At 69.3% G+C, this 22,828-nt stretch carries 24 protein-coding genes; 6 read left to right on the top strand and 18 right to left on the bottom strand.

The window, feature by feature from the left end; genetic code table 11:
- Positions 1–2 precede the first annotated feature (2 nt).
- Positions 3–1,334 carry a DUF58 domain-containing protein gene (locus AXZ95_RS05865; RefSeq protein WP_018190086.1) on the top strand — a complete coding sequence of 444 codons (1,332 nt, stop codon included), beginning with the start codon at positions 3–5 and terminating at the stop codon, positions 1,332–1,334.
- Between the two features lie 13 nt (positions 1,335–1,347).
- On the opposite strand, the gene AXZ95_RS05860 is transcribed toward AXZ95_RS05865, so the two are convergent.
- Entirely contained in the window at positions 1,348–2,343 is a 996-nt protein-coding gene (locus tag AXZ95_RS05860) for a stage II sporulation protein M (RefSeq protein WP_018190085.1), read from the bottom strand.
- A gap of 17 nt (positions 2,344–2,360) precedes the next feature.
- On the opposite strand from AXZ95_RS05860, the gene AXZ95_RS05855 reads away from it, so the two are divergent.
- Together AXZ95_RS05855 and AXZ95_RS05850 are read left to right on the top strand one after the other, a co-directional pair.
- Positions 2,361–3,200 carry an RDD family protein gene (locus tag AXZ95_RS05855; RefSeq protein ID WP_018190084.1) on the top strand — a complete coding sequence of 280 codons (840 nt, stop codon included), beginning with the start codon at positions 2,361–2,363 and terminating at the stop codon, positions 3,198–3,200.
- A gap of 41 nt (positions 3,201–3,241) precedes the next feature.
- On the top strand, positions 3,242–3,922 hold the full coding sequence (locus AXZ95_RS05850; protein WP_018190083.1) for a cyclase family protein: 681 nt from the start codon (positions 3,242–3,244) through the stop codon (positions 3,920–3,922).
- Positions 3,923–3,935: 13 nt separating this feature from the next.
- On the opposite strand, the gene AXZ95_RS05845 is transcribed toward AXZ95_RS05850, so the two are convergent.
- From AXZ95_RS05845 to AXZ95_RS05830, 4 genes are all read right to left on the bottom strand, one after another.
- Positions 3,936–4,487 (bottom strand): GNAT family N-acetyltransferase, encoded by a 552-nt coding sequence (locus tag AXZ95_RS05845; RefSeq protein ID WP_018190082.1) that lies wholly within the window; start codon positions 4,485–4,487, stop codon positions 3,936–3,938.
- The gene (gene ahcY / locus AXZ95_RS05840) at positions 4,487–5,965 is read right to left on the bottom strand and encodes an adenosylhomocysteinase (RefSeq protein ID WP_018190081.1); all 1,479 of its coding nucleotides are present in this window, start codon (positions 5,963–5,965) and stop codon (positions 4,487–4,489) included. The genes AXZ95_RS05845 and ahcY overlap by 1 nt, the downstream gene beginning before the upstream one ends.
- A gap of 47 nt (positions 5,966–6,012) precedes the next feature.
- Positions 6,013–7,434: a phosphomannomutase/phosphoglucomutase gene (locus AXZ95_RS05835; RefSeq protein WP_018190080.1), complete on the bottom strand. Its 1,422-nt coding sequence runs from the start codon at positions 7,432–7,434 to the stop codon at positions 6,013–6,015.
- Positions 7,435–7,500: 66 nt separating this feature from the next.
- On the bottom strand, positions 7,501–7,710 hold the full coding sequence (locus tag AXZ95_RS05830) for a DUF3499 family protein (RefSeq protein ID WP_026307082.1): 210 nt from the start codon (positions 7,708–7,710) through the stop codon (positions 7,501–7,503).
- Positions 7,711–7,752: 42 nt separating this feature from the next.
- Between AXZ95_RS05830 and AXZ95_RS05825 the strand changes: the two genes are divergently transcribed.
- The gene (locus tag AXZ95_RS05825; protein WP_018190078.1) at positions 7,753–8,196 is read left to right on the top strand and encodes a metallopeptidase family protein; all 444 of its coding nucleotides are present in this window, start codon (positions 7,753–7,755) and stop codon (positions 8,194–8,196) included.
- A gap of 41 nt (positions 8,197–8,237) precedes the next feature.
- Here the strand turns inward: AXZ95_RS05825 and AXZ95_RS05820 are convergent, their stop codons facing one another.
- The 4 genes from AXZ95_RS05820 to galE all read right to left on the bottom strand — a co-directional run bounded on the left by AXZ95_RS05820 (position 8,238) and on the right by galE (position 14,518).
- A complete protein-coding gene (locus AXZ95_RS05820) occupies positions 8,238–9,674 on the bottom strand; it encodes a DUF5719 family protein (RefSeq protein WP_018190077.1) in 1,437 nt (478 codons plus the stop codon).
- Complete coding sequence (locus AXZ95_RS05815; protein ID WP_018190076.1) at positions 9,667–12,972, bottom strand: glycosyltransferase; 3,306 nt, start codon at positions 12,970–12,972, stop codon at positions 9,667–9,669. Before AXZ95_RS05815 ends, AXZ95_RS05820 begins: the two co-directional genes overlap by 8 nt.
- 73 nt (positions 12,973–13,045) lie before the next feature.
- Positions 13,046–13,369 (bottom strand): WhiB family transcriptional regulator, encoded by a 324-nt coding sequence (locus AXZ95_RS05810; RefSeq protein ID WP_018190075.1) that lies wholly within the window; start codon positions 13,367–13,369, stop codon positions 13,046–13,048.
- Between the two features lie 186 nt (positions 13,370–13,555).
- Positions 13,556–14,518: a UDP-glucose 4-epimerase GalE gene (galE, locus tag AXZ95_RS05805; RefSeq protein ID WP_018190074.1), complete on the bottom strand. Its 963-nt coding sequence runs from the start codon at positions 14,516–14,518 to the stop codon at positions 13,556–13,558.
- 94 nt (positions 14,519–14,612) lie between these two features.
- Here galE and AXZ95_RS05800 point away from each other — a divergent pair, with 94 nt between their 5' ends.
- A complete protein-coding gene (locus tag AXZ95_RS05800; RefSeq protein WP_018190073.1) occupies positions 14,613–15,110 on the top strand; it encodes a hypothetical protein in 498 nt (165 codons plus the stop codon).
- A 105-nt stretch (positions 15,111–15,215) separates the two neighbouring features.
- Here AXZ95_RS05800 and AXZ95_RS05795 read toward each other — a convergent pair whose 3' ends face one another.
- From AXZ95_RS05795 to AXZ95_RS05770, 6 genes are all read right to left on the bottom strand, one after another.
- Entirely contained in the window at positions 15,216–15,650 is a 435-nt protein-coding gene (locus AXZ95_RS05795; RefSeq protein WP_231374364.1) for a hypothetical protein, read from the bottom strand.
- Entirely contained in the window at positions 15,647–16,042 is a 396-nt protein-coding gene (locus AXZ95_RS05790) for a hypothetical protein (protein WP_018190071.1), read from the bottom strand. Before AXZ95_RS05790 ends, AXZ95_RS05795 begins: the two co-directional genes overlap by 4 nt.
- Positions 16,039–16,260 (bottom strand): hypothetical protein, encoded by a 222-nt coding sequence (locus AXZ95_RS05785; RefSeq protein WP_133638803.1) that lies wholly within the window; start codon positions 16,258–16,260, stop codon positions 16,039–16,041. Before AXZ95_RS05785 ends, AXZ95_RS05790 begins: the two co-directional genes overlap by 4 nt.
- Positions 16,261–16,402: 142 nt before the next feature.
- Positions 16,403–16,816 (bottom strand): hypothetical protein, encoded by a 414-nt coding sequence (locus tag AXZ95_RS05780; RefSeq protein WP_231374362.1) that lies wholly within the window; start codon positions 16,814–16,816, stop codon positions 16,403–16,405.
- A complete protein-coding gene (locus tag AXZ95_RS05775) occupies positions 16,804–18,015 on the bottom strand; it encodes a hypothetical protein (protein WP_043742222.1) in 1,212 nt (403 codons plus the stop codon). Before AXZ95_RS05775 ends, AXZ95_RS05780 begins: the two co-directional genes overlap by 13 nt.
- A 133-nt stretch (positions 18,016–18,148) precedes the next feature.
- On the bottom strand, positions 18,149–19,327 hold the full coding sequence (locus AXZ95_RS05770; protein ID WP_018190068.1) for an acyl-CoA dehydrogenase family protein: 1,179 nt from the start codon (positions 19,325–19,327) through the stop codon (positions 18,149–18,151).
- 115 nt (positions 19,328–19,442) lie between these two features.
- On the opposite strand from AXZ95_RS05770, the gene manA reads away from it, so the two are divergent.
- Positions 19,443–20,603, top strand: a complete 1,161-nt coding sequence (gene manA, locus AXZ95_RS05765) for a mannose-6-phosphate isomerase, class I (protein ID WP_026307079.1) — start codon at positions 19,443–19,445, stop codon at positions 20,601–20,603.
- Positions 20,604–20,636: 33 nt separating this feature from the next.
- Here the strand turns inward: manA and AXZ95_RS05760 are convergent, their stop codons facing one another.
- The 3 genes from AXZ95_RS05760 to AXZ95_RS05750 are packed head-to-tail and all read right to left on the bottom strand — an operon-like array spanning position 20,637 to position 22,761.
- Complete coding sequence (locus tag AXZ95_RS05760; protein WP_018190066.1) at positions 20,637–21,113, bottom strand: DUF2304 domain-containing protein; 477 nt, start codon at positions 21,111–21,113, stop codon at positions 20,637–20,639.
- Positions 21,110–21,847 (bottom strand): glycosyltransferase family 2 protein, encoded by a 738-nt coding sequence (locus tag AXZ95_RS05755; protein WP_018190065.1) that lies wholly within the window; start codon positions 21,845–21,847, stop codon positions 21,110–21,112. Before AXZ95_RS05755 ends, AXZ95_RS05760 begins: the two co-directional genes overlap by 4 nt.
- A gap of 23 nt (positions 21,848–21,870) precedes the next feature.
- Positions 21,871–22,761, bottom strand: coding sequence for a glycosyltransferase family 2 protein (locus AXZ95_RS05750; protein ID WP_018190064.1), 891 nt, complete (start codon positions 22,759–22,761; stop codon positions 21,871–21,873).
- Positions 22,762–22,828 lie beyond the last annotated feature (67 nt).

The raw sequence follows: 22,828 nt of genomic DNA, 5'->3' as shown, positions 1-22,828 counted from the left end.
CTGTGACCGTATCCGGACGTTTCGTCGCCCTGCTCGCGCTCGGCGTGCTTCCCGTCGTGCTGCTCGGCGGTGCGACGGGGATGGCGTACGCCGCGCTCGGCGGCTGGCTGCTGCTCTGCGTCATCCTCGGGCTGCTCGACCTCCTGCTGGCAGCGTCCCCGCGTGCGGTCGCGGTCGAGCGCACCCTGCCCGGCCGGGTGCGTCTCGGCGCCGAGGCCGTCTCGGAGCTGTACGTGACGAACACCGGCCGACGGACGCTGCGCGGAACCGTCCGCGACGCCTGGGAGCCGTCGGGCGCCGCGGAACCGACGCGGACGAAGGTCGACATCCCCTCGGGCGAGCGGCGCCGGATCGTGGCGTCCCTGCGCCCGTGGCGTCGCGGCGAGCGTCGCGTGAGGAACGTGACCGTCCGGTCGTGGGGCCCCCTCCATCTGTGGGCGCGCCAGGCGACCCTCGACGCTCCCGGCCGCATCCGCGTGCTTCCGCCGTTCACCGCCAGAAAGCACCTGCCGTCCCGGTTGGCCCGGCTGCGCGAGCTCGAGGGCAGCACGAGCGTCCTCCTCCGTGGCCAGGGCACGGAGTTCGACTCGCTGCGCGAGTACGTGCGCGGCGATGACGTGCGCTCCATCGACTGGCGAGCCACCGCACGGCGGCACGACCCCAACGGCGGACACGGCGCACGCGTCATGGTACGGACGTGGCGCCCCGAGCGCGACCGCCGCGTCATCGTCGTGATCGACTCCGGCCGGACCTCCGCCGCTCGGGTGGCCGACGAGCCGCGCATCGACACCGCGTTCGAGTCGGCGCTGCTCCTCGCAGCCCTCGCCACGCGCGCGGGCGACCGCGTCGACATGGTCGCCTACGACCGCATGGTGCGCGGTCGCGTGCAGGGCGCGACGGGTCCGGAGCTGCTCTCACGGATGGTGGATGCGATGGCCGGCATCGAGCCGGCCCTGATCGAGATGGACTGGTCCGCCATCCCGGCACAGGTCTCCGCCCTGACCTCGCAGCGCTCACTGGTCGTGCTGCTCACCTCGATCGAGTCCCCGGGGGGCTCGCGGGGGCTGCTCTCGGTCCTCCCGCAGCTCACGGCGAAGCACCTGGTCGTCGTGGCCAGCGTCACGGATCCGGACACACTTGCGGCCACGAGCGAGCGCCATGACCGCAACGAGGTGTACCGCGCCGCTGCGGCGGAGCGTTCGCTGCTCGATCTCAGCCGGGTCGCCGCGGCGGTGAAGCGCCTCGGCGGCGACGTCGTGACGGGTTCGCCGGCCGATCTGCCGCCCGCACTGGCTGACCGCTATCTGGCCCTGAAGGCGGCCGGCCGGCTCTGAAACGCGACCGTCGTCAGGCGGCGACGATGCGGCGTGCGCCCGCCTCGAACTCCTCGAGGTCGCCGGTCTCCCCCGCGCGCACCGCGCGCCGGCCGAGCACCAGCATGTACGCGAGGAACGCCGCGAGTGCGAGCGCGCCGATGCTGATCTTCGCCCACACGGGTAGGCCGGACGGCGTCACGAAGCCCTCGATGAGCCCCGAGACGAACAGCGAGATCGCACAGCCGACGGCGACCGTGAAGAGGGCCCGACCGTCCTCGGCCAGCGCCTGTCCGCGCGTTCGCGCCCCCGGGGCGATCCACGCCCAGAAGATACGGAGGCCGGCCGCGGCCGCCACGAAGACGCTCGTGAGCTCGAGCATGCCGTGCGGCAGGATGTACGAGAACATCACGTCGCCACGCCCGTAGGCGAACATCACGCCGGCGGCCGTGCCGACGCCCACGGCGTTCTGGATGAGCACGTAGGGCACGTAGAGCCCGGTGATGCCGAAGGCGATGCACTGGGCGGCGATCCAGGCGTTGTTCGTCCACACCTGCCCGGCGAACGACGCCGCCGGGTTGTTGGAGTAGTAGTCGATGAAGTCGTGCTCGACGTACTTACGGAGGTTCGCGTCGTCGCCCAGGTTGCGGAGCACATCCGGGTTGCCGGTAATCCACAGGGCGTACAGGGTCGCGATCACGATCGTGGCGACTGCCACCGCGAGCACGATCCACCGCAGCCGGTACAGCGCGGCGGGCAGCTGGAGCACGAAGAAGCGGGGCAGCTGCGCGAACAGGTTGGCTCCGGCGCCGGTGAAGCGCAGCCGCGCGGAGGAGAGCGCGAGCGACAGCCGGTCGCCCGCGGCCGTCGCGCCGGCGCTCGTCTGAATGGCTGACAGGTCGGCCGCTCCCGACTGGTAGAGATCGATCAGGCGGTCCGCCTCAGGGCCGTCGAGACGTCGCTTCGACGCCAACCGGGAGAGTTCCTCCCAGTCGGCGCTGCGCGCGGCGGTGTAGGCGTCGAGGTCCATCTGCTTAGATGATATCTATGATGCAGGCCGGGGCGGGGAACGTGTCCCAGGACGACCGCGAACTGGTCACGGGTGAGGCCGTCGCACTCGACGTGAAGCCCGCCAGTTACATCCTCCGGGCCGCCGGCACCATCATCGACTGGCTCACGTACCTGCTCGTCATGTTCGGGTGCATCATGCTTCTCGTCTCCACGGGCAGCGGGCTGGATGAGGCCCTCGCGCGAGCGCTGATCATCCTCATCCTGGTGTTCGGGATGGTGATCCTGCCCACCACGGTCGAGCTGCTGTCGCATGGCCGATCCCTCGGCAAGCTGGCGGTCGGGGCACGGATCGTCCGCGACGACGGCGGGGCCACCGGGTTCCGTCACGCGTTCATCCGCGCCCTGGTCGGCGTGCTCGAGATCTTCCTGACGTTCGGGTCCATCGCAGCACTGACCGGACTCCTCAACAGCCGCTCCAAGCGCCTCGGCGACCTCCTCGCGGGCACGTACAGCCAGCTCGTCCGTGTGCCGCGGCCGACACCGCTCCCCCTCTACCTCGCGCCGCACCTGAGTGCCTGGGCGGCGACCGCGGATGTCGCCCGCCTGCCCGACCGGTTGTCGCGCCGCATCGCCCAGTTCGTCCGCCAGGCGCCCGATCTGACCCCTGCGGCTCGTCACGGGCTCAGCACCGAGCTCGCCCGCGAGGCCGCGCCGTACGTCTCTCCGCTGCCCGCGGTCGATGCCGAGACCTTCCTCGTCGCGGTCGCCGTGCTGCGCCGCGACCGCGATGCCCGCGGGCTGGAGCTCGAGAAGCAGCGGCTCGACCGGCTGGACCCGGTACTCGGCGCCCTCCCCCACGGTTTCCCGGACCGCTGACCGCGCGCCCCGTCGCCGCCCGACCACCGACTGGAGACGCCATGACGCACCGCCGCCGCATCGTCGACCTCAGCCACTGCATCCACGCGGGTCTGGTGACGTATCCCGGACTCCCGGCGCCGACGATCGAGCCGCACCTGACGCGCGAGGCGTCCCGGTCCGTCTACGCCGCGGGGACCGAGTTCGCGATGGATGTCATCACCATGATCGGCAACACGGGCACCTACCTGGACAGCCCCTTCCACCGCTATGCGGACGGCTCGGATCTCGCCGGCCTCGACCTCGACACACTCGTCGGTCTGCCGGCGGAGGTCGTCCACCTGACCGGGCGGGAGGAACGCGGTATCCCGGCGTCCGCGCTGGAGGGCCGAGCGGAGCCGGGTTCCGCGGTGCTGCTGCACACCGGCTGGGATGCGCACTTCGGGACGCCCGCGTACGCCGCCGGCGCGCCTTTCCTCACCGAGGAGGGCGCGCGGTTGCTCGCCGATGCCGGGGTCGCGCTCGTCGGCATCGATTCGCTCAACATCGACGACACGGAGTCGGGCGGCAGCCGGCCGGCGCACAGCATCCTGCTCGCCGCGGGCATCCACGTCGTCGAGCACCTCACCGGGCTCGGCGCGCTTCCGGAGCGCGGTGCCCTGTTCACGGCGGCGCCGCCCGCGGTCGAAGGGTTCGGTACGTTCCCCGTGCGGGCCTTCGCGGAGCTGCCGACGGCCGAGTGACGCGCGAGCGCGCTCAGTCGTGCAGGATGCGCTGGAACAGGACGTGGTCCTGCCAGCGGCCCGCGATCTTGAGGTAGTTCGGGGCGACCCCGATCCGCTCGAATCCGGCGCGGGTCAGGACGGACTGCGAGGCGTGGTTGGCGAGCAGCGTCGCCGCCTGGATGCGGTGCAGGCCGTACTCGTCCCGCGCCGCATCGATGAGCGCACCGAGCGCCGCAGAGGCGAGCCCTCGGCCCACGTGGTCGCGGTCGAGCCAGTAGCCGACGTTCGCCGACTGGAACGCGCCGCGTACGAGGTGGCTGAGCGTGACACCGCCGGCGATCTGGTCGCCGTCGGCGATCACGAGCGGGAGGGCCGCATCCACATCGCGCAACGCCAGCAGTTCACGGGTCTGGGCGAGCTGCCCGGCCTCCGTGAAGAAGTCCTCGGTGCGGGTCGGGTCCCACGGGGCCAGGTGCCCGCGATTGCGCTGGTAGGCGGCGGCGAGCGCCCCGGCGTCCTGCTCTCTCCGCACCCGGAGGATCAGGCCGCCGGGGAGCTCCCGGTCGGCGAAGTGGAGGGCCATCAGTAGCGGTAGTGGTCGACCTTGTAGGGACCGTCGACCGGGACGCCGATGTAGGCGGCCTGCTCGTCGGTGAGCGTCGTCAGCTCGACACCGAGGGCGTCGAGGTGCAAGCGCGCGACCTTCTCGTCGAGGTGCTTGGGGAGCACGTACACGCCGATGGGGTAGTTCTCCGGCGACACGTACAGCTCGAGCTGCGCGAGCACCTGGTTGGTGAACGAGTTGCTCATGACGAAGCTGGGGTGACCCGTGGCGTTCCCGAGATTCATCAGACGACCTTCCGAGAGCACCAGGATGCTGCGACCGGTCGGCAGGCGCCACTCGTGCACCTGGGGCTTGATCTCCACCTTCTCGGCACCGGGCAGCGCCTCCAGCGACGCCATGTCGATCTCGTTGTCGAAGTGGCCGACGTTGGCGACGATGGCGAGGTGCTTGAGGCCGAGCAGATGGTCGAGGGTGACCACGTTGACGTTGCCCGTTCCGGTGATGAGGATGTCGACCTGGTCGATCACCGACTCGAGCCGGGCGACCTGGTAGCCGTCCATCGCAGCCTGCAGCGCGTTGATCGGGTCGACCTCGCTGACGATGACGCGGGCGCCCTGGCCGCGGAGCGCTTCCGCCGCGCCCTTGCCCACGTCGCCGTAGCCGGCGACGAACGCGACCTTGCCGCCGATGAGGACGTCGGTCGCCCGGTTCAGGCCGTCCGGGAGGGAGTGCCGGATGCCGTACTTGTTGTCGAACTTGCTCTTGGTGACCGAGTCGTTGACGTTGATCGCCGGGAACAGAAGCTGGCCTTCCTTGGCCAGCTCGTACAGACGGTGCACGCCCGTGGTGGTCTCCTCGGTGACGCCGAGGATGTCGGCGGCGATGCGGGTCCAGCGGTCGGTGGAAGCGGCGAGCGACTCGCGCAGAGCCGCCAGGATGACACGGTACTCGTGGCTGTCGGACGCGGCGTCCTCCGGCACGGCTCCCGCGAGCTCGAACTCGCGGCCCTTGTGGACGAGCAGGGTCGCGTCGCCGCCGTCGTCGAGGATCAGGTTCGGGCCGAGGTAGTCGGCTCCGTCGGCAGCGGCCTCCGTCGACCAATCGAAGATCTGCTGGGTGCACCACCAGTACTCCTCCAGCGTCTCGCCCTTCCAGGCGAACACGGGGACGCCCGCGGGCGCCTCGGGCGTGCCGGTCGGACCGACGGCGATCGCGGCGGCCGCCTCGTCCTGCGTCGAGAAGATGTTGCAGCTGGCCCAGCGCACCCGGGCGCCGAGCGCGACCAGGGTCTCGATCAGCACGGCGGTCTGCACGGTCATGTGCAGGGAGCCGGCGATGCGCGCACCGGCGAGCGGCTTCGCGTCGCCGAACTCGGCCCGGAGGGCCATCAGCCCGGGCATCTCGTTCTCGGCGAGCCGGATCTGGTGCCGCCCGGCGGCGGCGAGGGAGAGGTCGGCGACCTTGAACGGCAGGGCGGTGGTGGCACTAGCAGGCATGGCCTCTATTGTGGCATGCCCTCCCCGCTGCGTCCCGGGGATGACGCTCAGGCGCGGATGAGCGCGAGCACCTCGTCGCGGATGCGCGCCATCGTCGCCTGGTCGGCCGCTTCGACGTTCAGTCGGAGAAGCGGCTCGGTGTTGGACGGGCGCACCGAGAACCACCAGAACGGCTCGTCCTGCCCGACCCGGCCGGTGACCGTGAGCCCGTCGAGCTCGTCGAAGTCGGCGCGCGGCGTGAACGCCTCCACGATGCGGGTGAAGGCGGCGGGCACGTCGGCGACGGTCGAGTTGATCTCCCCCGACATCGCGTACGGCGTGTACCGGGCGGACAGCTCGGACAGCGGGCGGTCCTGCGCGCCGAACTCGGCGAGGAGGTGCATCGCCGCGAGCATCCCGTTGTCGGCGCTCCAGAAGTCGCGGAAGTAATAGTGCGCCGAGTGCTCGCCGCCGAACACGGCGCCGGAGCGGCGCATCGCATCCTTGATCAGGGTGTGGCCGACGCGGGTCCGCAGCGGAACGGCTCCCGCGGCCTCGATCGTCTCGGGGACGATGTTCGACGTGATGAGGTTGTGGATGACGGTGATCTCCGCGTCCGGATCCTCTGCTCGTGCCCGCGCGATCTCCCGCAGGGCGACGATCGCGGCAACGGCGGACGGCGTGACGGCCGAACCGCGCTCGTCCACGACGAAGCAGCGATCGGCGTCGCCGTCGAAGGCGAGACCGAGGTCGGCGCCGTGCTCGACGACCGCGCGCTGCAGGTCGACGATGTTCTTCGGCTCCAGCGGGTTGGCCTCGTGGTTGGGGAACGTCCCGTCGAGCTCGAAGTACAGCGGGATGACGGTGATGGGCAGCGCGGGGAGCCCGGCGGCCTCTCCGAGCACGGCCGGAACGGTCAGGCCGCCCATCCCGTTGCCCGCGTCGACGACGACCGTGATCGGCCGGATGCCGCTCAGGTCGACGAGCGAGCGCAGGTACGCGGCGTAGCGCTCGAGCACGTCCTCCTCACGGAAGGTCCCCGGGCGGTCGACGGCCGGGATCCCGTCGCGCAGGTACTCGGCGGCGCGGTCGCGCACCGCGCCGAGGCCGGTGTCCATGCTGAGGCCCTGGGCGCCGGCACGGGAGAGCTTGATGCCGTTGTAGGTCGCGGGGTTGTGGCTCGCGGTGAACATCGCGGCGGGCGCCTGCAGGTAGCCGGAGGCGAAGTACGACTCGTCGGTGGAGCACAGCCCGATCGACACGACGTCGGCACCGCGCGCCTGCGCGCCGCGGGCGAAGGCGGCAGCGAAAGCCGGAGAGGAGTCGCGCATGTCGTGGCCGACGATGACGTCGGTCCCCGCGGCCTGGACCTCGTCGACGAACGCCGCGGCGATGGCCTCGACGACCTCCTCCGTGAGGTCCTTCCCGACCAGTCCACGGATGTCGTAGGTCTTGACGACGGACTGCAGACGCGGGTCGGTGATGCTCATGGCCCCTAACCTATCGCGACGGCCGCCCTGGATGCCGGAGCCGGGCGCCGGAGTCAGGCGCCGGAGTCAGGCGTCGGCGACGCTGACGTGCCGGACGATCTGCCAGCCCTGCGGCGCGGACAGCCGCTCGGCGTGGATGGCGCACAGGTCGTACGAGTGCGGCTCGTGCTTCAGGCTCAGCGGTCCGAGCACGGCCATCGAGTCGGCGTAGACGTAGGTGAGCGTCTGAACGGCGTCGCGAGGACACGCGACACGGGAACAGGGTCGGCTCAACATCGGGCTCAGACTACCCGACGGCGGCCGACGTAGGATGGCGACATGCCCCGCAACCGCCGCACCAGCAGTCCCACCCCGGCGACCAGCCGCTGGCGGAGCAGGCACGGCCGAGGCGCGCGGGGTCCGGTGACCGGCCCGCACCTGCCGATGCTGCAGAACCGGATCGACTTCTTCGACATGACCGTCGCATCCACCGCCGACTACCTCAAGGGCGTCTGGCCGGAGGAGCTGGCGAACGTGCACTTCGAGGTCGCAGCGACTCCGATCGGCAACTCGGGCGCCGACGGCGTCGACCGCTGGCGGGTGGATGCGGCGCACCGGCGCATCGTGCTCTACCGGGTGCCCATCCAGCGCCTGACCAAGCTGCACCACGACGACGAGCTGCACCGCCGCATGTACATCGAGGGATGCGTCTTCCGCGCGGTCGCCGAGCTGCTCGGCAAGGACCCGTGGGACCTCGCCCCCGACCGCTACCGGCACTTCTGATCCGGCACGTCTGATCGGCGAGGGGCGATCCGCCCCTCCGGTCAGTTCGGGTAGACCGTGATCGGTGCGGCGAGCGGACCGGGCGGAGTGAGCGCGAAGCTGCTCGCGCGGCCGTCCGCGGCGAAGCTGATGCTGCCGCGCAGGCCGTCCGCGCCGGTGATGCGGTAACTGCCCGGGGCGACGCGCAACAGCGCGCCTCCCTCCGCGGGGACCGTCAGTGTGGCGGGCTTGCTGCCGGGCGCCAGCCCCTGCACCGTCACCGTCTTATCGGCCTCGCCGGCGTTCGCGAAGTGGAAGGTGGCAGCGCCGTCCTTCGGTACGGTTGCGAGCAGATCCTTCTGGAGCGGCTGGGCCGACGAGAACCAGGTGAAGTCGCGCGTCCTGGTCCCGATGACCGAGGTCCGGACCGCGGCGACGACGGGGACGTTCGCGTTCACGCTGACCGTGTAGTTGCCGTCCTTGAGGTGGTCGAGCGGGACCTCGGCGACCGTTCCCGCCTTGACGGTGGTCGCGTACGAGTCGCCCGCTGCCGTGCCGGCCTCGCCGACGGCGCCGATCGTGACCTGGGCGTCGGTGTCGCCGGGGACGAGGAGGCGGACGACCGGGTAGGTGAATCCGACGCCCTCCGCCGACTGCTCCGCCTGGACCGCCGCCATCGAGGCGATCGTGACCCCTGGGATGATCTGCTGGCGTGCCGGGGCGCCGGTCGGCCCGGCGAGCTCGGCTCCGCGCGGCTGGATGCCCTGCTCGAAGCTCTGCTGGAGCGATGCGGCGACCTCGCCGCCGGTCGTCTGCACACGGACGACCGGAGCCGCGGCCGACGGCACGAGCCCGGCGAGCGGGACGACCTTCTGGGATCCGGCCGGGACCAGGATGCCGGCGGCGCCCGGTGCGCTGACCGGGCCGGTCTCGGTGTACAGCGTCAGGTCGACCGTCGCGTCGACCTCGCTCGCGTTCGACAGCAGTACGAGGCTCGTCTGGCCGAGGGAGGTCGAGCCGGCGGCGAGCCAGGTGTCGGCGCTCGGCTCGGCGCACGCAGCGGCGGCCAGCCCGAAGAGGTCGTCCGCGGCGGCCGTCTGGGACTGGGCGGCGGCGAACAGCGGCGGCTTCGTGGCGCCCTGCGGAGTGGGGACGGCAGCCACCAGCGGCGACTCCTCCGACGAGGACGTGTCGGCGTCCGGCTTCAGGGTGCTCGTGCGCACCTCCGCGCCCTCCGCGTGGGAGGTGTAGGTCGGGGCGCCGACCGCGCTCGGACGGGTGGCCTCTCCCGCGTCGGCCGCCAGCTGGAGCAGCGGCCCGGGGCAGATGCGCTGCTGATCCGCCGGTACGGGGGTCACGACCTGAGCGGGTGCTCCGATCGCGAAGTCGGGAAGGGGGAGCAGGGTGGCTCCCGCGACCGCCACGACGGCGATGCCGACGCCCACCAAGCCGCCGACGGCGCGTGCACCGATGCGGGCGATGCCTCTGCGGTCAGCCACGGTCGCCTCCCTCGAAGCTGCGTCGTGGTCGGATGATGGTCTCCTCCAGTCCGTCTTCGAGCGTCGTCGGCGACGGGGGCGTCGTGACGCGCTCCGTCTCGCGCTCGAAGGGGCGATCGGTGTCGTCGAGGGCGGCGTCGACGGTCTCGTCCCGGCTCGATTCGGGCTCGCCATCCGACGCGGACGGCAGCTCTGGCTCGCTCTCGACAACCGGCTCGCTCTCCAGGGCCGGCTGGGTCTCCACAGCCGGCTCGCTCTCCAACGCTGGCTGGCTCTCCACAGCCGGCTCGCTCTCCGCGACCGGCTCGACCTCGGGCACGTCCTCCTCCTCGGCGGACTCCACGATCGCCTCGTCGTCGGGCTCGGCCTCGTACTCATCCAGGCTCTCGTCCGCCACGCTGTCGGCGGCGGCCGGCTTCTCCGGCTCGTCGTCGGGCTCGACAGCGGCCTCCTCGCGGCGTCGACGGTCGGGCCGGCGGGCGGAGAGCTCGGAGATGCGGTCCGCGGACCGGGTGGTCGGGATGGCCATCAGCACCGTGAGGCCGATGACGATGCCCTGCACGAGAAGCACGATGACGCGCCAGATACCTCCGGCGTCCGCGGGGATCTGCGCGGCGGCCGGGACATCGGATGTTCCGCGGTCGAACGCCCAGAGCCGGCCAGTGGAGGTGACGCCCACCGGCGCGAGCAGCGGGTTCGCATCCATCGCCACGGCGGCGCGCGTGCGTGTGGCGTCGCCTGCTGCGGCATCCTGCCCCGGCAGAGCGGTCTGCGGAGGCGTCAGCAGCACGAAGTCGATGCCGAGGCGTTTCAGCTCTGCCGAGGCGTCGTATCCGCTGCGGGAGGAGAGGTTGCCTGCCAGCTGTGCCAGAGCGCGCTGGTCGGCCGTGAGGGTGCGCTGCGTGTCCGCGAGCGTCGACTGGTCGTCGAGGGTCTGACCGCTGCCCCGCACGATCTCGGCGCGGATGCCGCCCTCGCCCTGCGGGATGATGCGCAGCGTCCCGGTGCGCGGCTGCGTGGCCGCCTTGGCCGTAACGACCGCGGGCATCGTGCGGCCGTCGCTCTCCGCGACGTCGGCGTGACCGGTGAGGCTGACGATCCCGACCGGCACGACGGCGATCGCGAGCGTCACGATCGCGACCCAGGCCGGATAGACGGCGGCGCGTCCGATGGCGGACAACGCGAGGACGGCGGCGCCGATGAGCCCGAGCCAGTAGAGGCTCACCGCCGTGCCCGGCCAGATCGGGACGACAGTGCCACCGGAGACCGCGACCTGGACGTGGAGGGCGGCGACGGCGGTCAGGAAGCCCACGAGTGCGACCAGGAGGGCGACGATCGCCCGGACCGTGCCCCGCAGGAAGAGAGCGAGGATCGCCAGCACGCCGAGTGGGGCCAGCAGGATCGGGACGATCAGGTTGGCCGACGCCGTCGGCAGCTGCAGGGCGGTGGCGAGAGCATGCCAGCCGCCAAGGGTGCCGTCCGGGAATCCGAGCGCGAGCTGCCAGGCCGGCGTCTGCCGTGCGTCCAGCGGGACGCCCGGGTCGGCGAACATCGAGAGCCAGGCTCCCCGTGCTCCCTGCTGCACCACGAGCGGAGCGAACAGCACGAGGGCGGGCAGCGGGATGAACGCGATCCGCGCGGCGCGACGGCCGGCGAAGACCAGGGCTGCGATCCACGCGATGACGAGCGCCGGGATGAGGATCGGGGCGCACGCCGCCGTCGCTGCGGCGAGCAGGGCCGTGGTGGCGCTGGCCGCCCAGGACCGGCGGGCGGCGAGGCCGGCGAAGAACAGCCACGGCAGCAGGATGTGCGCGAGCACCGCCGACGGGCGCCCGCCCTGCAGAGCCACCAGCAAGGTCGGTGCCAACGCGTAGGCGAGCGCGGCGAACGCACGTAGCGTCGCCCGGGTCGTCAGTCGTGCGGCCGCGAGCCAGGCGCCGAGCGCCGCGAGCGGCACGGCGAGGATCCAGAGCAGCACGAGCGACTGCGACGGCTGCCAGAACGTGAGGGTTCCCAGCACCGCGAGCACGGCGGAGAACGGGTCCGCGGCGCCGACGAACCCGAGGCTCGTGTCGCGCCACCCATAGCCGAGGTCCGCCCAGAGCTGGCCGACCGACGAATCGAGCGGCAGGAGTCCGCCGCCGGAGAGGGCACCGGAGCCGATGAGGGGGAAGAACAGGGCGACGCCGACGAGGAGTGCGGCGAGCACCGCCCATCCCCCGCCGGTCCCGAAGAAGTCGAGGTCCTGCTTCTCGCCCTGCTGGCGGACCATCGCCGCTTCGCGTTTCAGCGCGCGGGCGCGGCGCACCTCGGCGAACGGGATGCGCAGAGGGGCGACTGCGGTCCAGCTCACCTCACGGGCGGCTGCGAGCCGCCGCCGGGCGCTGCTCACCGCGAGGCCGGAGAAGGCGACACGGAACGCAGCCCCGAGCTCACCGCCCACCGAGCCCGGCTCCTTGCGCAGAAGCCGGAGGATCCCGCGCAGGATGCCGAGCGGCACCAGGGTCAGCCAGTGCAGCGGGACAGCCCATCCGGGGGCGTACACCATCCGGCGATGCAACTGAGCGCGGCGCCGCTCGCCTGAGAGACGACGGCGCACCGTCCACTTCGACGAGAGGTTCGGCCCGGCGACGCCGTCGCCCGCGATGGCGATGCGCGCCTGAGCAACCAGAGTGACGCGGAACCCGGCCAGGCGCGCTCGCGTGCAGAAGTCGAGGCCGTCGTCGACGGTCGGGAGCGCGGGGTCGAAGCCCTCCAGCCGCTCCCAGAGCGCCTGGCGAACGAGCATCCCGGCGCTCGACACGGCCAGGACGTCGCTCAGGCCGTCGTGCTGGGCCTGGTCGAGCTCGTTCTCGACCAGCGGCACGGAGGCGCCGAACGGGGTCATCGCCTCGCCGAACTCGCGGATCAGAGCCGGGTCGTCCCAGTCGACCAGCTTCGGGCCCACCACGGCGACCGAGGGAGACACCTCGAGCGCCGCGAGAAGCGCCTCCAATGCCTCCGGCTCCGGGGCGGTGTCCTGAGCCAGGAGCCAGAGCAGCTGGCCCGAGTCGGAAGCGGGAGGGAGGACACGCACGGCCGTCGCGACCGCGGCGCCGAACGGGAGCTTCTCGGGGACGTTGAGCAGCTGGGTGGGCTGGGCTTCCGAGAGCAGACGAGCGGCGTCGTCGGAGGTCGCACAGTCGACGGCGATCACGGCGTCCGGTCGACGGGTCTGCTCCGCGAGGGCGTCGAGAGTGCGCTGCAGGCGGGGGCCGCCGCTGTGGGCGACGACGATGGCGGTGACTCTCGGATACATCGCCAGTCAGCCTAGGTCGGGCTCGCGCCGATCCCGTCTTTGGGTCGGGCGCGGCGCGGTTTCAGCGAACGAGTCAGCCGGCGCGCTTGCGGAGCTTGCGGCGCTCGCGCTCGGAGAGGCCGCCCCAGATCCCGAACCGCTCGTCGTTGGCGAGAGCGTATTCGAGGCACTGCGACCGCACCTCGCACGAGGTGCAGATGCGCTTCGCGTCGCGGGTCGAGCCGCCCTTCTCGGGGAAGAACGCCTCCGGATCGGTCTGAGCGCACAGAGCGTCTGTCTGCCAGGCCAGCGGGTTGTCTTCTTCGACCTCCGCCGGTCGGACGCCCGGGACCCCGAGGCGGACCGGGTCGATGAACCAGTCGTCGGGTACCCCAGAACGATATTCAGGAACTGGCATATCGGTCTCCCCACCCATGAACTGCTGAAACACGAGATTCCCGCGTTGCCCTAATTACACCGTTGTCATTCGCTCACGTCAAGTCGCGAATCGTAAAGCCTTGACCGCAGGTCGAGAGTTCGCGACGCGCCGGAGAACGACAACAATCCCGACACGCCCGGTCGACCGGGCCTGTCGGGAACGGTGTCAGGACGCCGCCTGGCGTGCTTCCCAGGCGCTGCGCACCATGTCCTCGAGCGAGTGACGCATCCTCCAGTCGAGATCGCGCGCTGCGAGCTCTCCCGATGCCACGATCCTCGCGGGATCCCCTGCGCGTCGAGGCCCCACTTCTGGGGTGAAGGCGATTCCGGTCACCTCGGCCACCGTCGACATGATCTGGCCGACGGAGACGCCGTCGCCGCTCCCCAGGTTGTAGACGGGCTCGATCGCCTCGCCGGCGTCGAGGCGCTTCGCGGCCGCGACGTGCGAGACCGCCAGGTCGGCGACGTGGATGTAGTCACGGACGCAGGTGCCGTCGGGGGTCGGGTAGTCGTTCCCGTTGATGCGAGGGGTGCGGCCGGCGACCAGGGCGTCGAAGACGAGCGGGAACAGGTTGTGCGGGCTGGTGTCGCGCAGCGCCGGGTCACCCGACCCGACCACGTTGAAGTAGCGCAGGGAGGTGTGGCGGAGGCCCGCGGCGACGCCCTGGTCGCGCAGCAGCCACTCGCCGATCAGCTTCGACTCGCCGTAGGGCGACTCGGGGTTCTTGGGCGTCGTCTCGGTGACGATGTCGACATCCGGCGTGCCGTACACCGCGGCGGACGAGCTGAACACGATGGCGTCGACGCCCGCATCCTGCATCGCCGCGAGCAGCACCGCGGTGGCGGTCACGTTCTGCTCGTACGTGTGCAGCGGCCGCTGAACGGACACACCGGCGTACTTGAAGCCGGCGACGTGCACGACGCCGGAGACCCTGTTCTCGGTAAAGATGCGCGACAGCAGCTCGCCGTCGAGGATGGTGCCCCGGTAGAACGGCACATCCGCCGGCACGAACTCCTCGTGACCGCTGGACAGGTCGTCGACGACGACAACGTCGATCCCCTCGTCGCGGAACGCCCGCACGACGTGCGCTCCGATGTAGCCTGCGCCTCCGGTCACCAACCACGCCACGGCGGTCCTCCTGATCGTTCGTCAACGGGATGCCGCCAGACTATCGTCCGCTCGACGGACGCGACGGGCGCCCGCCCCGTCCTACGGTCGGAGCATGCGCACCATCACGGCCGTCCGGGTCTGGCTCGTCGTCTTCGTCGTCGGACTCGTCCTCAGCGGACTGACCGCGTTTCCGCTGGAGGCGGAGCTCCGTTGGGCGTCGCAGGCCCTGCACTCCACTTCGGCGCCCGCGCTGCTGCCCGACCTCGTCCACTGGGTGGACCGCGTCCGCGATGCGCTCACCGACACTGGGACGCGCTACCCGTTCCTCGCCTACGGGACGGACTGGCTCGCGTTCGCGCACCTCGTCATCGCGGTGGCGTTCATCGGGCCGCTGATCGATCCCGTCCGCAACATCTGGGTCATCCGGTTCGGGATGATCGCCTGCGCCGGCGTCATCCCGCTCGCGTTGATCGCGGGTGCTGTGCGAGGCATCCCGATCGGCTGGCAGCTGATCGACATGTCGTTCGGGGTCTTCGGGGTCATCCCTCTGCTGTTCGCCCACCTGCTGACGATGCGGCTGGAGGCCGCCGAGGAGCTCAGACGAGGCTAGGCATCCCCCAAGGCTTACCGGTCATTGAGGACATCCGCTCGCTCCATCGCAATGAGCGCGGCCCGCGAGGTTCCTCTCCAGACAATCAGGGGCGTTCGTCCTGTCCTACAACTTTCGAAAGAAGCGGCCAGCGGGATTCGGGAGAACTTCGACAACCGCGCGTCCAGCGTCGGTGATCTGGAGCCAGCATGCCCAGTACCAGTCATCCTCGGGACCGTCAGCCTTGTAAACCTCAGCCAGGCGATCCATCTGTTCGTCGAGTGTTCCTGTCCACTCCACCCAGCCGCTGTTCTCAAGGTGGTCGGAATCCCGGCTCAGTTCGCCGATCCTGAGGTAGCCAGCTTCGGCGAGCGCGCGGACGACACTGAGGACAAGCACGCTTCGGCGTTCCAGGTCATGCTCAAAGAAGCCCGCGTAGTAGTTCGGATTGCCTATCTCAAGCCAGTCATCGTCTGCCTGATGAAGCACCAAATGTGCCAATCCGTCCAATTCGACGTTCAGGCCGCCCGATGTCGCGAAACCTGCATTCTCACCGCTCACCAGTCTCTAAACCGCTCATCGAGCTCTGGGAGCAACGCCTCCGCCTGGCGCCCCTCGTCCGTGATCTCCAGCACGCAGGACCAACCCCACGCGTTCGAGTCCTGTTCCGGCGTGTACACCTGAGAGAGGTGCTCAAGCCGGTCATCCACCGTTCCGGGCCACTCGAAGAAGTCGATGATCGGTCTCTCCGGGTCCGGACGTTTCAGCACGCCGATCTTGATATAGCCAGCTTGAGCCAGGGAACGTACGGAGTCCAGAACGAGCGACTTTCGCTCGTCCGGGTCCGGCTCGAAGAATTCTCTCGCTTCGCTGTCGGCAGCAGAGATATTAAGCCAGTCATCACCTGCCATGTTGAGATACAGATGCGCCAAACTGTTCGGCTCGACCATCATTTCCCCCATCCTCTCGGGAGATGCACTTTCGTCTCGGTACCGCCGGGCCACTTGATGTCGATCTCAAGCCCGCCGGACTTGCTCTTGTTCCTGATGCCGATCTGCGTGCCACCAGGCTGTTCGTAGACCCTGCCGTCGTAATCCCCCCAAGCGTCCGTATTATCTGCCCTTTGGATGAGTTCATTCCCGAGTTCCTCAATCTCTTCCGGAGTGTCCACTTGGCGAACATTTCGACTCTTACTTTTGCTCGTCTTTTCTTTGAGGATCGCATCCAGCTCTTCGGCGCTTTGACCGTCATTGAAATATTGACCGGCGGGCCCGTCGATATTCCTGGTTCGGGAACGCGTTCGATGCTGGCGGCTAGACGAGACCCTCGAAGAAGCGGCCATCGGGTGCAGGGAGCGTCTCGAGTACCTGCTCCCCAGCTTCGGTGAGATCGAGCCAGCACCCGTAGTACCAGTGTTTGTCGTCCTTCACCTCGGGCGTATACACCTCCTCGAGCCGTTCCATTCGGTCCCCCAAGGTGCCCGGCCACTCCGCCCAGTGAAGGCCTGTCTTCGTCACCGAATTTCGATACTCAAGATCACCAATGCGGATATAGCCTTCCGCCGCCAAGGCTCTTATCACAGCCAGGAGGCGAGCTTTCCTCTTCGGGATGTCCGATTCGAAGGCGGCTGCGTGGGCGCTGGCGTTACCGATTGGCAACCAATCGTCTTCGGCCAGGTAGAGGACCAGATGTTCCAAAGTGTCCGGCTCGATCTTCACTTTCCCCATCCCTTCGGCAAGTGCACTTTGATTTCCGGGCCTTTGGGCGACTTGATATCGATGGTGAGGCCGCCCGACTTGCTTTCGTCTCGGATTCCGATCTCCGTGCCGTCGGGAAGCCTGCGCTTCTCGCCTTTGTAAGTGCCGACGTCCTCGACGGCTTCGCTGCCGCCAGTGATTTCGTCGTACACGTCGCGGACTTCCTCGGGGGTGTCCACTTCTCGTACGCCGGAGTTCTTGCCTTTTCGGGTTTTCTCCTTGAGGATCGCGCCAACGTCCTCGAAGGTCGGCGACTCGTTGAGGTACTGGTCAAACGGCGAGATCGGCCCGATGTGCTGCCGCACACTGCCGTCCAGGTTGTGCGTCCGGTAGTAGATGTCCAGCCGCGCACGCCGGACTCGCTCTTCCGGCGTGTAGAACCGTGACCCGCTGGCGGAACCGGTCATCGTGATGAGTGTGATTGCGGCCATGACGGCCGCTCCCCCGCAAGCTGTAGTGAGGGCGCCGATACTGTAAGCCCCGGTGATCAGCCACTGCGCGATCTGCTGGGCGCTGGCCCCCGGTGCGGGCGCGACCAGAGACGCCGGCTGGACGCTTCCGTTCTGCGGACTTCCTACCCTGGCGCCGCGTGGCGACCGCCGGCGCGACTCGGTGTCGACCAGGTCGTTCTGGAAGAGCCTTTTGGTCGCAGCGTCGAAGGCCCGCAAAGCGAGCAGCCGGTCTTCCAGGTCTCGGATGTCGTTCTCCAGCTGCCCCAGCGCAAGTTCCAACCGGCGATTCGCCACCCCCAACGCCTCGCCCAACGCAGGCACAGCAGACAGCGCAGTCGCTGCCTCGCTGTTGAGCTCGATGAGGCTTTCCGTCGCATCCCGCTGCGCCTTCGTCGCTTTCAGCTGCGCCGTCAGCTCGTCCTCCTTGAGCACACCGAAACGGCTGACCTTCGAGTCTTCCCACCGGTAGGTCTCGAGGTCCTTCTGGAGGGATGCCAGCTGACCCTGTGTCGTCGTCAGAGTCGGCACAATGGCCTGCGAGAACAACGATCCGACTGCCGCATAGCCTTTCCCGGACAGCTCGCCGGTGCCCAGAGCGCCCACCAGATGGTGACAGGCGTTCTCCGTGTCTTCCACCATCGACCGAGCAGCCGACAGATTCGCGGAGAGGGCCGTCATCATGCCGCTCGAGTCGGCAGAATCGTAGATCAGGCCCACCGCCACCGGCTCTTTCGTGCTTTACCCGCCGAGCCCTGTAACAGGGTCGCGTGAAGTCTCGTCAATGTGTCTGAGCGAGACTAGCGAGCCGAGCGCCCCGGCCGCTGATTGAGGACAGCAGCCGCGGAAGACCTCAGACGAACGCCGCTTGCCCCGTGATCGCGCGGCCGACGATGAGCGTGTTCATCTCGCGCGTGCCCTCGTAGGAGTAGAGGGCTTCGGCATCCGCGAAGAAGCGGGCGACGTCGTAGTCGAGCACGATGCCGTTTCCGCCGAGGGCCTCGCGGCACCAGGCGACCGTCTCGCGCATCCGCGCCGTCGCGAAGGCCTTCGCCAGGGCCGAGTGCTCGTCGCGCTGCTCGCCGTCGTCGAGCATCTGCGACACGCGGGTGCACAGGCCGATCGAGGCCGTGATGTTGCCGATCGACTTGACCAGGAGGTCCTGGATGAGCTGGTGGGAGGCGATCGGCTTGCCGAACTGGACGCGCTCCTTCGTGTAGCGCAGGGCGGCCTCGTAGGCGCCGACCGCGACACCCACGGCCGCCCAGGCGACCTCGGCGCGGGTGAGGCGGAGCACCCGGGCGGTGTCCTTGAAGCTGTTCGCGTTCTGCAGGCGGAGCGACTCGGGGACGACGACGTTCTCGAGCGTGATGTCGGCGTTCTGCACGATCCGGAGGGACTGCTTCCCCTCGATCTTCGTGGCCGTGTAGCCCGGCGTCGAGGTGGGGACGATGAAGCCCTTGACCTGGCCGTCCTCCGCGCTCTTCGCCCAGATCACGGTGATGTCGCTGAACGTGGCGTTCCCGATCCAGCGCTTCGAGCCGTTCAGCACCCAGTTGTCGCCGTCGCGGGTCGCCACGGTCTTGAGGCCCTGCGCGGAGTCGGAGCCCGAGGTCGGCTCCGTGAGGCCGAAGGCGCCGAGCACCTCGCCGCTCGCCAGCTTCGGAAGCCACTCGGCGCGCTGCTCGTCCGAGCCGCAGACGCCGATCGCGCCGAGGGCGAGACCGTTCTGCACGCCGACGTAGGTGCTCACCGAGGCGTCGACCCGTGCCAGCTCCAGAGCGACCCAGCCGCGGAACACCGCGGAGTTCTCGAACGGAGCGGTCTCCGGGAATCCGAGTCCGATGGCGCCGTTCCTGTGCAGCACGTCGATGATCTGGTGCGGGAACTCCGCCTTCTCCCAGTACTCGTTGACGATCGGCTTCACCTCGGACTCCAGCTGCGCGCGGAGCGTGGTGATGAAGTCCTTCTCGCGGTCGGAGAGGAGGTTCTCGAAGCCGTAGAAGTCGCCGGCGATGGTCTCGAAGGGCATGTCTGCTCCATTGCGTCCACAGGGATGGTCGGGCCGCCGTCAGCCTAAGGAACGCGCGCGGCGCGGACAAAGCGATTGGTAGTTTGGTCCAACGGAACGAAAGGGATGGCGACGGATGTTTGTGCGCATCGGCAACACCCCACGCGACTACGCGTGGGGCTCCACGACCGCGATCGCGGGCCTCCTCGGCACGGAGCCGAGCGGCGGACCGGAGGCGGAGCTGTGGCTCGGTGCGCATCCCGGCTCCCCCGCCCGGGTGCTCGACCCCGCCCTCGCCGGCGGCGCGCACGATCTGGCCGCCTGGGAGCGCACGAGCGACCTCCCGTACCTGCTGAAGGTGCTGGCCGCTGCAGGGCCGCTGTCGCTGCAGGCGCATCCCTCGCCGGAGCAGGCCCGTGCCGGTTTCGAGCGGGAGAACGCGGCAGGGCTCGCGCCCGACTCTCCTGAGCGCAATTACAAGGACCCGTTCCACAAGCCGGAGCTCATCTTCGCGCTGAGCGATCCCTTCGAGGCCCTGTGCGGGTTCCGTGACCCGGAGGAGTCGCGCCAGGCCTTCGAGCGCCTCGCGGCCGCCACCCCCGGCGGCGCAGTGCTCGCCGGATTCGCCCGCACCCTCGTCGGCGAGCCCGGCGCCGTGCTGCGGCGGGCGACCGAATGGCTGCTCGGCGAGGACCCGGAGGTCGACCTGCTCGTCGCAGAGGTGGTCCGCGCGGCGCGCGCCCTGCCGGACGACCGCGACGCCGACACGGTGCGGATGCTCGACGAGGCCTTCCCGGGCGACCCCGGGATCGTCCTCGCCCTGCTGCTCAACCGTGCGACCCTGCGCCCGGGCCAGGTGCTCTACCTGCCCGCGGGCAACATCCACGCCTACCTCCGCGGTCTCGGCATCGAGCTGATGGCGGCGTCCGACAACGTTCTCCGTGGCGGACTGACCCGCAAGCGCATCGACGTGCCCGAGCTGGTGAGCGTGCTCGACTTCACGCCGATCGAGGCCACTCCGCTCGCCCCGGAGCACCCGACCCCCGGGGTGGAGACCTTCCGGCCGGATGTGCCCGACTTCGCCCTGGAGCACATCGTCCTGACGGAAGAGAACCCCTCCGCCACCGTCGTACTGCCGGGGACCGCAATCGCGCTGCTGACGGAGGGTTCCGTCTCGCTCCGCGGTTCGTCGGCGTCGCTTGCGCTTTCACGCGGAAATGCAGCGGCCATTGTTGATGAGGCCGAAGTGACGTTGTCCGGCGTCGGGACGGTGTTCATCGCCCACGCAAACAGCTGAGCGACCGGCATTCGACGCCCCGAGCGGCCGAGCCTACGCGGCGGGTGGCCTCTTGGCGTCCGGTCGGTGAGTGACGATCCCCTGGTGGTCTTGCTCGAGCGCGTCGTCCCGCCGCTCCTGGACGCCCTCCGGAGATGCGGCCGCTCCCTCGGTCGCAGCCAACCTCCGCTCGAGTTCCTGCAGGCGGAGCTGGAGCAGCACGGTCTGCTCGCCCAGGGATCGGGTCTTGTCTTCCAGCGTCGTCAATTCCGAGCTCGCCTGGATGCACACCAGAAACAGGACCGCGATGGTCACGAAGAACACCAGGTTGACCGGGACGCCGACGCCGATGACGCCGGCCGCCCAGTCGAGGATGCTCGGAAAGATGCCGACGATGAGTGCCAGCGTCCCGGCGAGCAACCACCAGATCGCGTGGCGTTCCCGCAACCGCTTGCGTCTCATCATCTCGATGACGACACCGAGAGTGAGCAGCGCGGCCAGGATCCCCAGGACGTAGAGGGTCACGCTCATGACGGGTTCACCTCTCCCTGAGCCGGCGCGATCGGCCGGAAGAGAGCGAAGCCGAGTGCGAGGAACGCACGCCCGAGGTACGTGGCCGCCTTCACCGGGTTATGCGAGGGGACGCCGGCGGCCCGGGGACGCATCACGACCGGTACCTGCGCGATTCGGCATCCCGCCCGTGCTGCGATGACCAGCGCTTCGATCGTGTCCCCCAAGTACTCGGCCGGATAGTTACTCGCAAAGAGCGCGACCGCTCGCGGGCCGCTCGCCTTGAAACCGGACGTCGTATCGCTGAGCTTCGTCCCGGCGGTGCGGCTCAACACGAGGGACAGCATGCGCATCGCCCACTTACGAGGGCCGCGTACCGAATAGTCGCCGGCACCCGCGAACCGCGCTCCGATGACGAGGTCCGCTTCGTTCAGCGATGCGAGGAGCGCTGGAACGCCTCTCGGGTCGTGCTGCCCGTCTGCGTCGATCTGGACGACGGCACTGAAGCCGTGTTCCAGCGCGTACTTGAAGCCCAGCCGCATAGCGCCGCCGACCCCCATGTTGAACGGCAGCGTCGCGACGGTTGCTCCGCTCTCCGCGGCGACGGCGCTCGTCGTATCGACAGAGCCGTCATCGACCACCAGGACGGTGACCCCGGGCAGCGTGTCGAATATCTCGCGCACGACCGCTCCGACGGACGCCTCCTCGTTGTACGCAGGCACAACGATGAGCGTCTGTTCGAGCGAAACGGGCACGGAACCGTATTCTATCAGGATCCTCATCTCCACCCGCTGAGGATGTGATGCCTGAGGGCCCTCATCCCCGCACGATCGCGATTCGCGACGGTCGCCGGCACCTTGGTGACGGCGTTGAGTCTCGACGTCCAGTGCGCGACGGCGACGCGTGCGGCTCTTCGCCATCCCAACTGCCGAAGCCGCGCCGCGATCCCCATGAAGAACATTCGCTCCTCGTCGAACCGCGTACCGTCGGCTGCGCTGTACGACGAGACGCTGTTCGCATGACGCCGGTAGCGGAACAGTCGCTCAGGAAGGAGGACCATGCTCCCCCCGGCCAGGACGATCTCGAGCTGGAGCGCCAGATCGAGCACGATCTCGTACTGGGCGGAGAAGCCGAAGCGGCGCACGACGTCGGCCTTCCAGCATATGGCGGGAAAGTACGTCCAGTTGCCGCGGAGCAGGCTCACCGCCAGACGTTCCCCGCGAAGCACCACGGGTCCAGCGACGCGAGGGCTGTACCAGCCCTTGACGCGATCGGCGAGCGGCCAGGCTTCCGCGCTGTCGTCGTCGATGACCGTGACTCCGGGCTGGAAGTAACTGGCTCCCGCATACGTCGCGATGGCAGAGCGGAGCCCGGCGACGTAGCCGGTCTCCATCAGGTCATCGCATCCCATCAACACGAAGTAATCGGCCCGGACCAGGCTGAGCGACTTCGCGAAGTTGCCGTTCACGCCCAGGTTCGTCTCGTTGCGCACATAGTGGATGCGTGTGTCCCGGAGCGCTTGGAGCCATTCGCCCGGTCGCGGATCAGGGTACGAATCGTCGATCACGACGAGTCGCCAGTCCGGGTCCGACTGGGAGCGAACGCTCTCCACAGCCTCCCGGAACTGGCTCGGGTCGCCGTAGAACGGCATCATGATGTCGATCGTCACTACGGGCGGACTTTCGTCATAGGGTGGGCGTGCCGCGATCCGCGGTTTCCACCATCATTGCATGCAT

This window comes from Leifsonia sp. 115AMFTsu3.1 (assembly GCF_004362795.1).
In the GTDB taxonomy this organism is placed as follows: Bacteria; Actinomycetota; Actinomycetes; order Actinomycetales; family Microbacteriaceae; genus Leifsonia.
The sequence above is the reverse complement of the archived record's forward strand: the minus strand, read 5'-3'. Positions and strand labels throughout refer to the sequence as shown.

What these genes read in the sequence shown, in the direction of transcription:
- AXZ95_RS05860 (WP_018190085.1), bottom strand. Translation starts at nt 2,343, where the DNA reads ATGGACCTCGACGCCTACACCGCCGCGCGCAGCGCCGACTGGGAGGAA.
- AXZ95_RS05855 (WP_018190084.1), top strand. Translation starts at nt 2,361, where the DNA reads ATGATGCAGGCCGGGGCGGGGAACGTGTCCCAGGACGACCGCGAACTG.
- AXZ95_RS05850 (WP_018190083.1), top strand. Translation starts at nt 3,242, where the DNA reads ATGACGCACCGCCGCCGCATCGTCGACCTCAGCCACTGCATCCACGCG.
- AXZ95_RS05845 (WP_018190082.1), bottom strand. Translation starts at nt 4,487, where the DNA reads ATGGCCCTCCACTTCGCCGACCGGGAGCTCCCCGGCGGCCTGATCCTC.
- ahcY (WP_018190081.1), bottom strand. Translation starts at nt 5,965, where the DNA reads ATGCCTGCTAGTGCCACCACCGCCCTGCCGTTCAAGGTCGCCGACCTC.
- AXZ95_RS05835 (WP_018190080.1), bottom strand. Translation starts at nt 7,434, where the DNA reads ATGAGCATCACCGACCCGCGTCTGCAGTCCGTCGTCAAGACCTACGAC.
- AXZ95_RS05830 (WP_026307082.1), bottom strand. Translation starts at nt 7,710, where the DNA reads ATGTTGAGCCGACCCTGTTCCCGTGTCGCGTGTCCTCGCGACGCCGTT.
- AXZ95_RS05825 (WP_018190078.1), top strand. Translation starts at nt 7,753, where the DNA reads ATGCCCCGCAACCGCCGCACCAGCAGTCCCACCCCGGCGACCAGCCGC.
- AXZ95_RS05815 (WP_018190076.1), bottom strand. Translation starts at nt 12,972, where the DNA reads ATGTATCCGAGAGTCACCGCCATCGTCGTCGCCCACAGCGGCGGCCCC.
- AXZ95_RS05810 (WP_018190075.1), bottom strand. Translation starts at nt 13,369, where the DNA reads ATGCCAGTTCCTGAATATCGTTCTGGGGTACCCGACGACTGGTTCATC.
- AXZ95_RS05800 (WP_018190073.1), top strand. Translation starts at nt 14,613, where the DNA reads ATGCGCACCATCACGGCCGTCCGGGTCTGGCTCGTCGTCTTCGTCGTC.
- AXZ95_RS05790 (WP_018190071.1), bottom strand. Translation starts at nt 16,042, where the DNA reads ATGATGGTCGAGCCGAACAGTTTGGCGCATCTGTATCTCAACATGGCA.
- AXZ95_RS05780 (WP_231374362.1), bottom strand. Translation starts at nt 16,816, where the DNA reads ATGGGGAAAGTGAAGATCGAGCCGGACACTTTGGAACATCTGGTCCTC.
- AXZ95_RS05770 (WP_018190068.1), bottom strand. Translation starts at nt 19,327, where the DNA reads ATGCCCTTCGAGACCATCGCCGGCGACTTCTACGGCTTCGAGAACCTC.
- manA (WP_026307079.1), top strand. Translation starts at nt 19,443, where the DNA reads ATGTTTGTGCGCATCGGCAACACCCCACGCGACTACGCGTGGGGCTCC.
- AXZ95_RS05760 (WP_018190066.1), bottom strand. Translation starts at nt 21,113, where the DNA reads ATGAGCGTGACCCTCTACGTCCTGGGGATCCTGGCCGCGCTGCTCACT.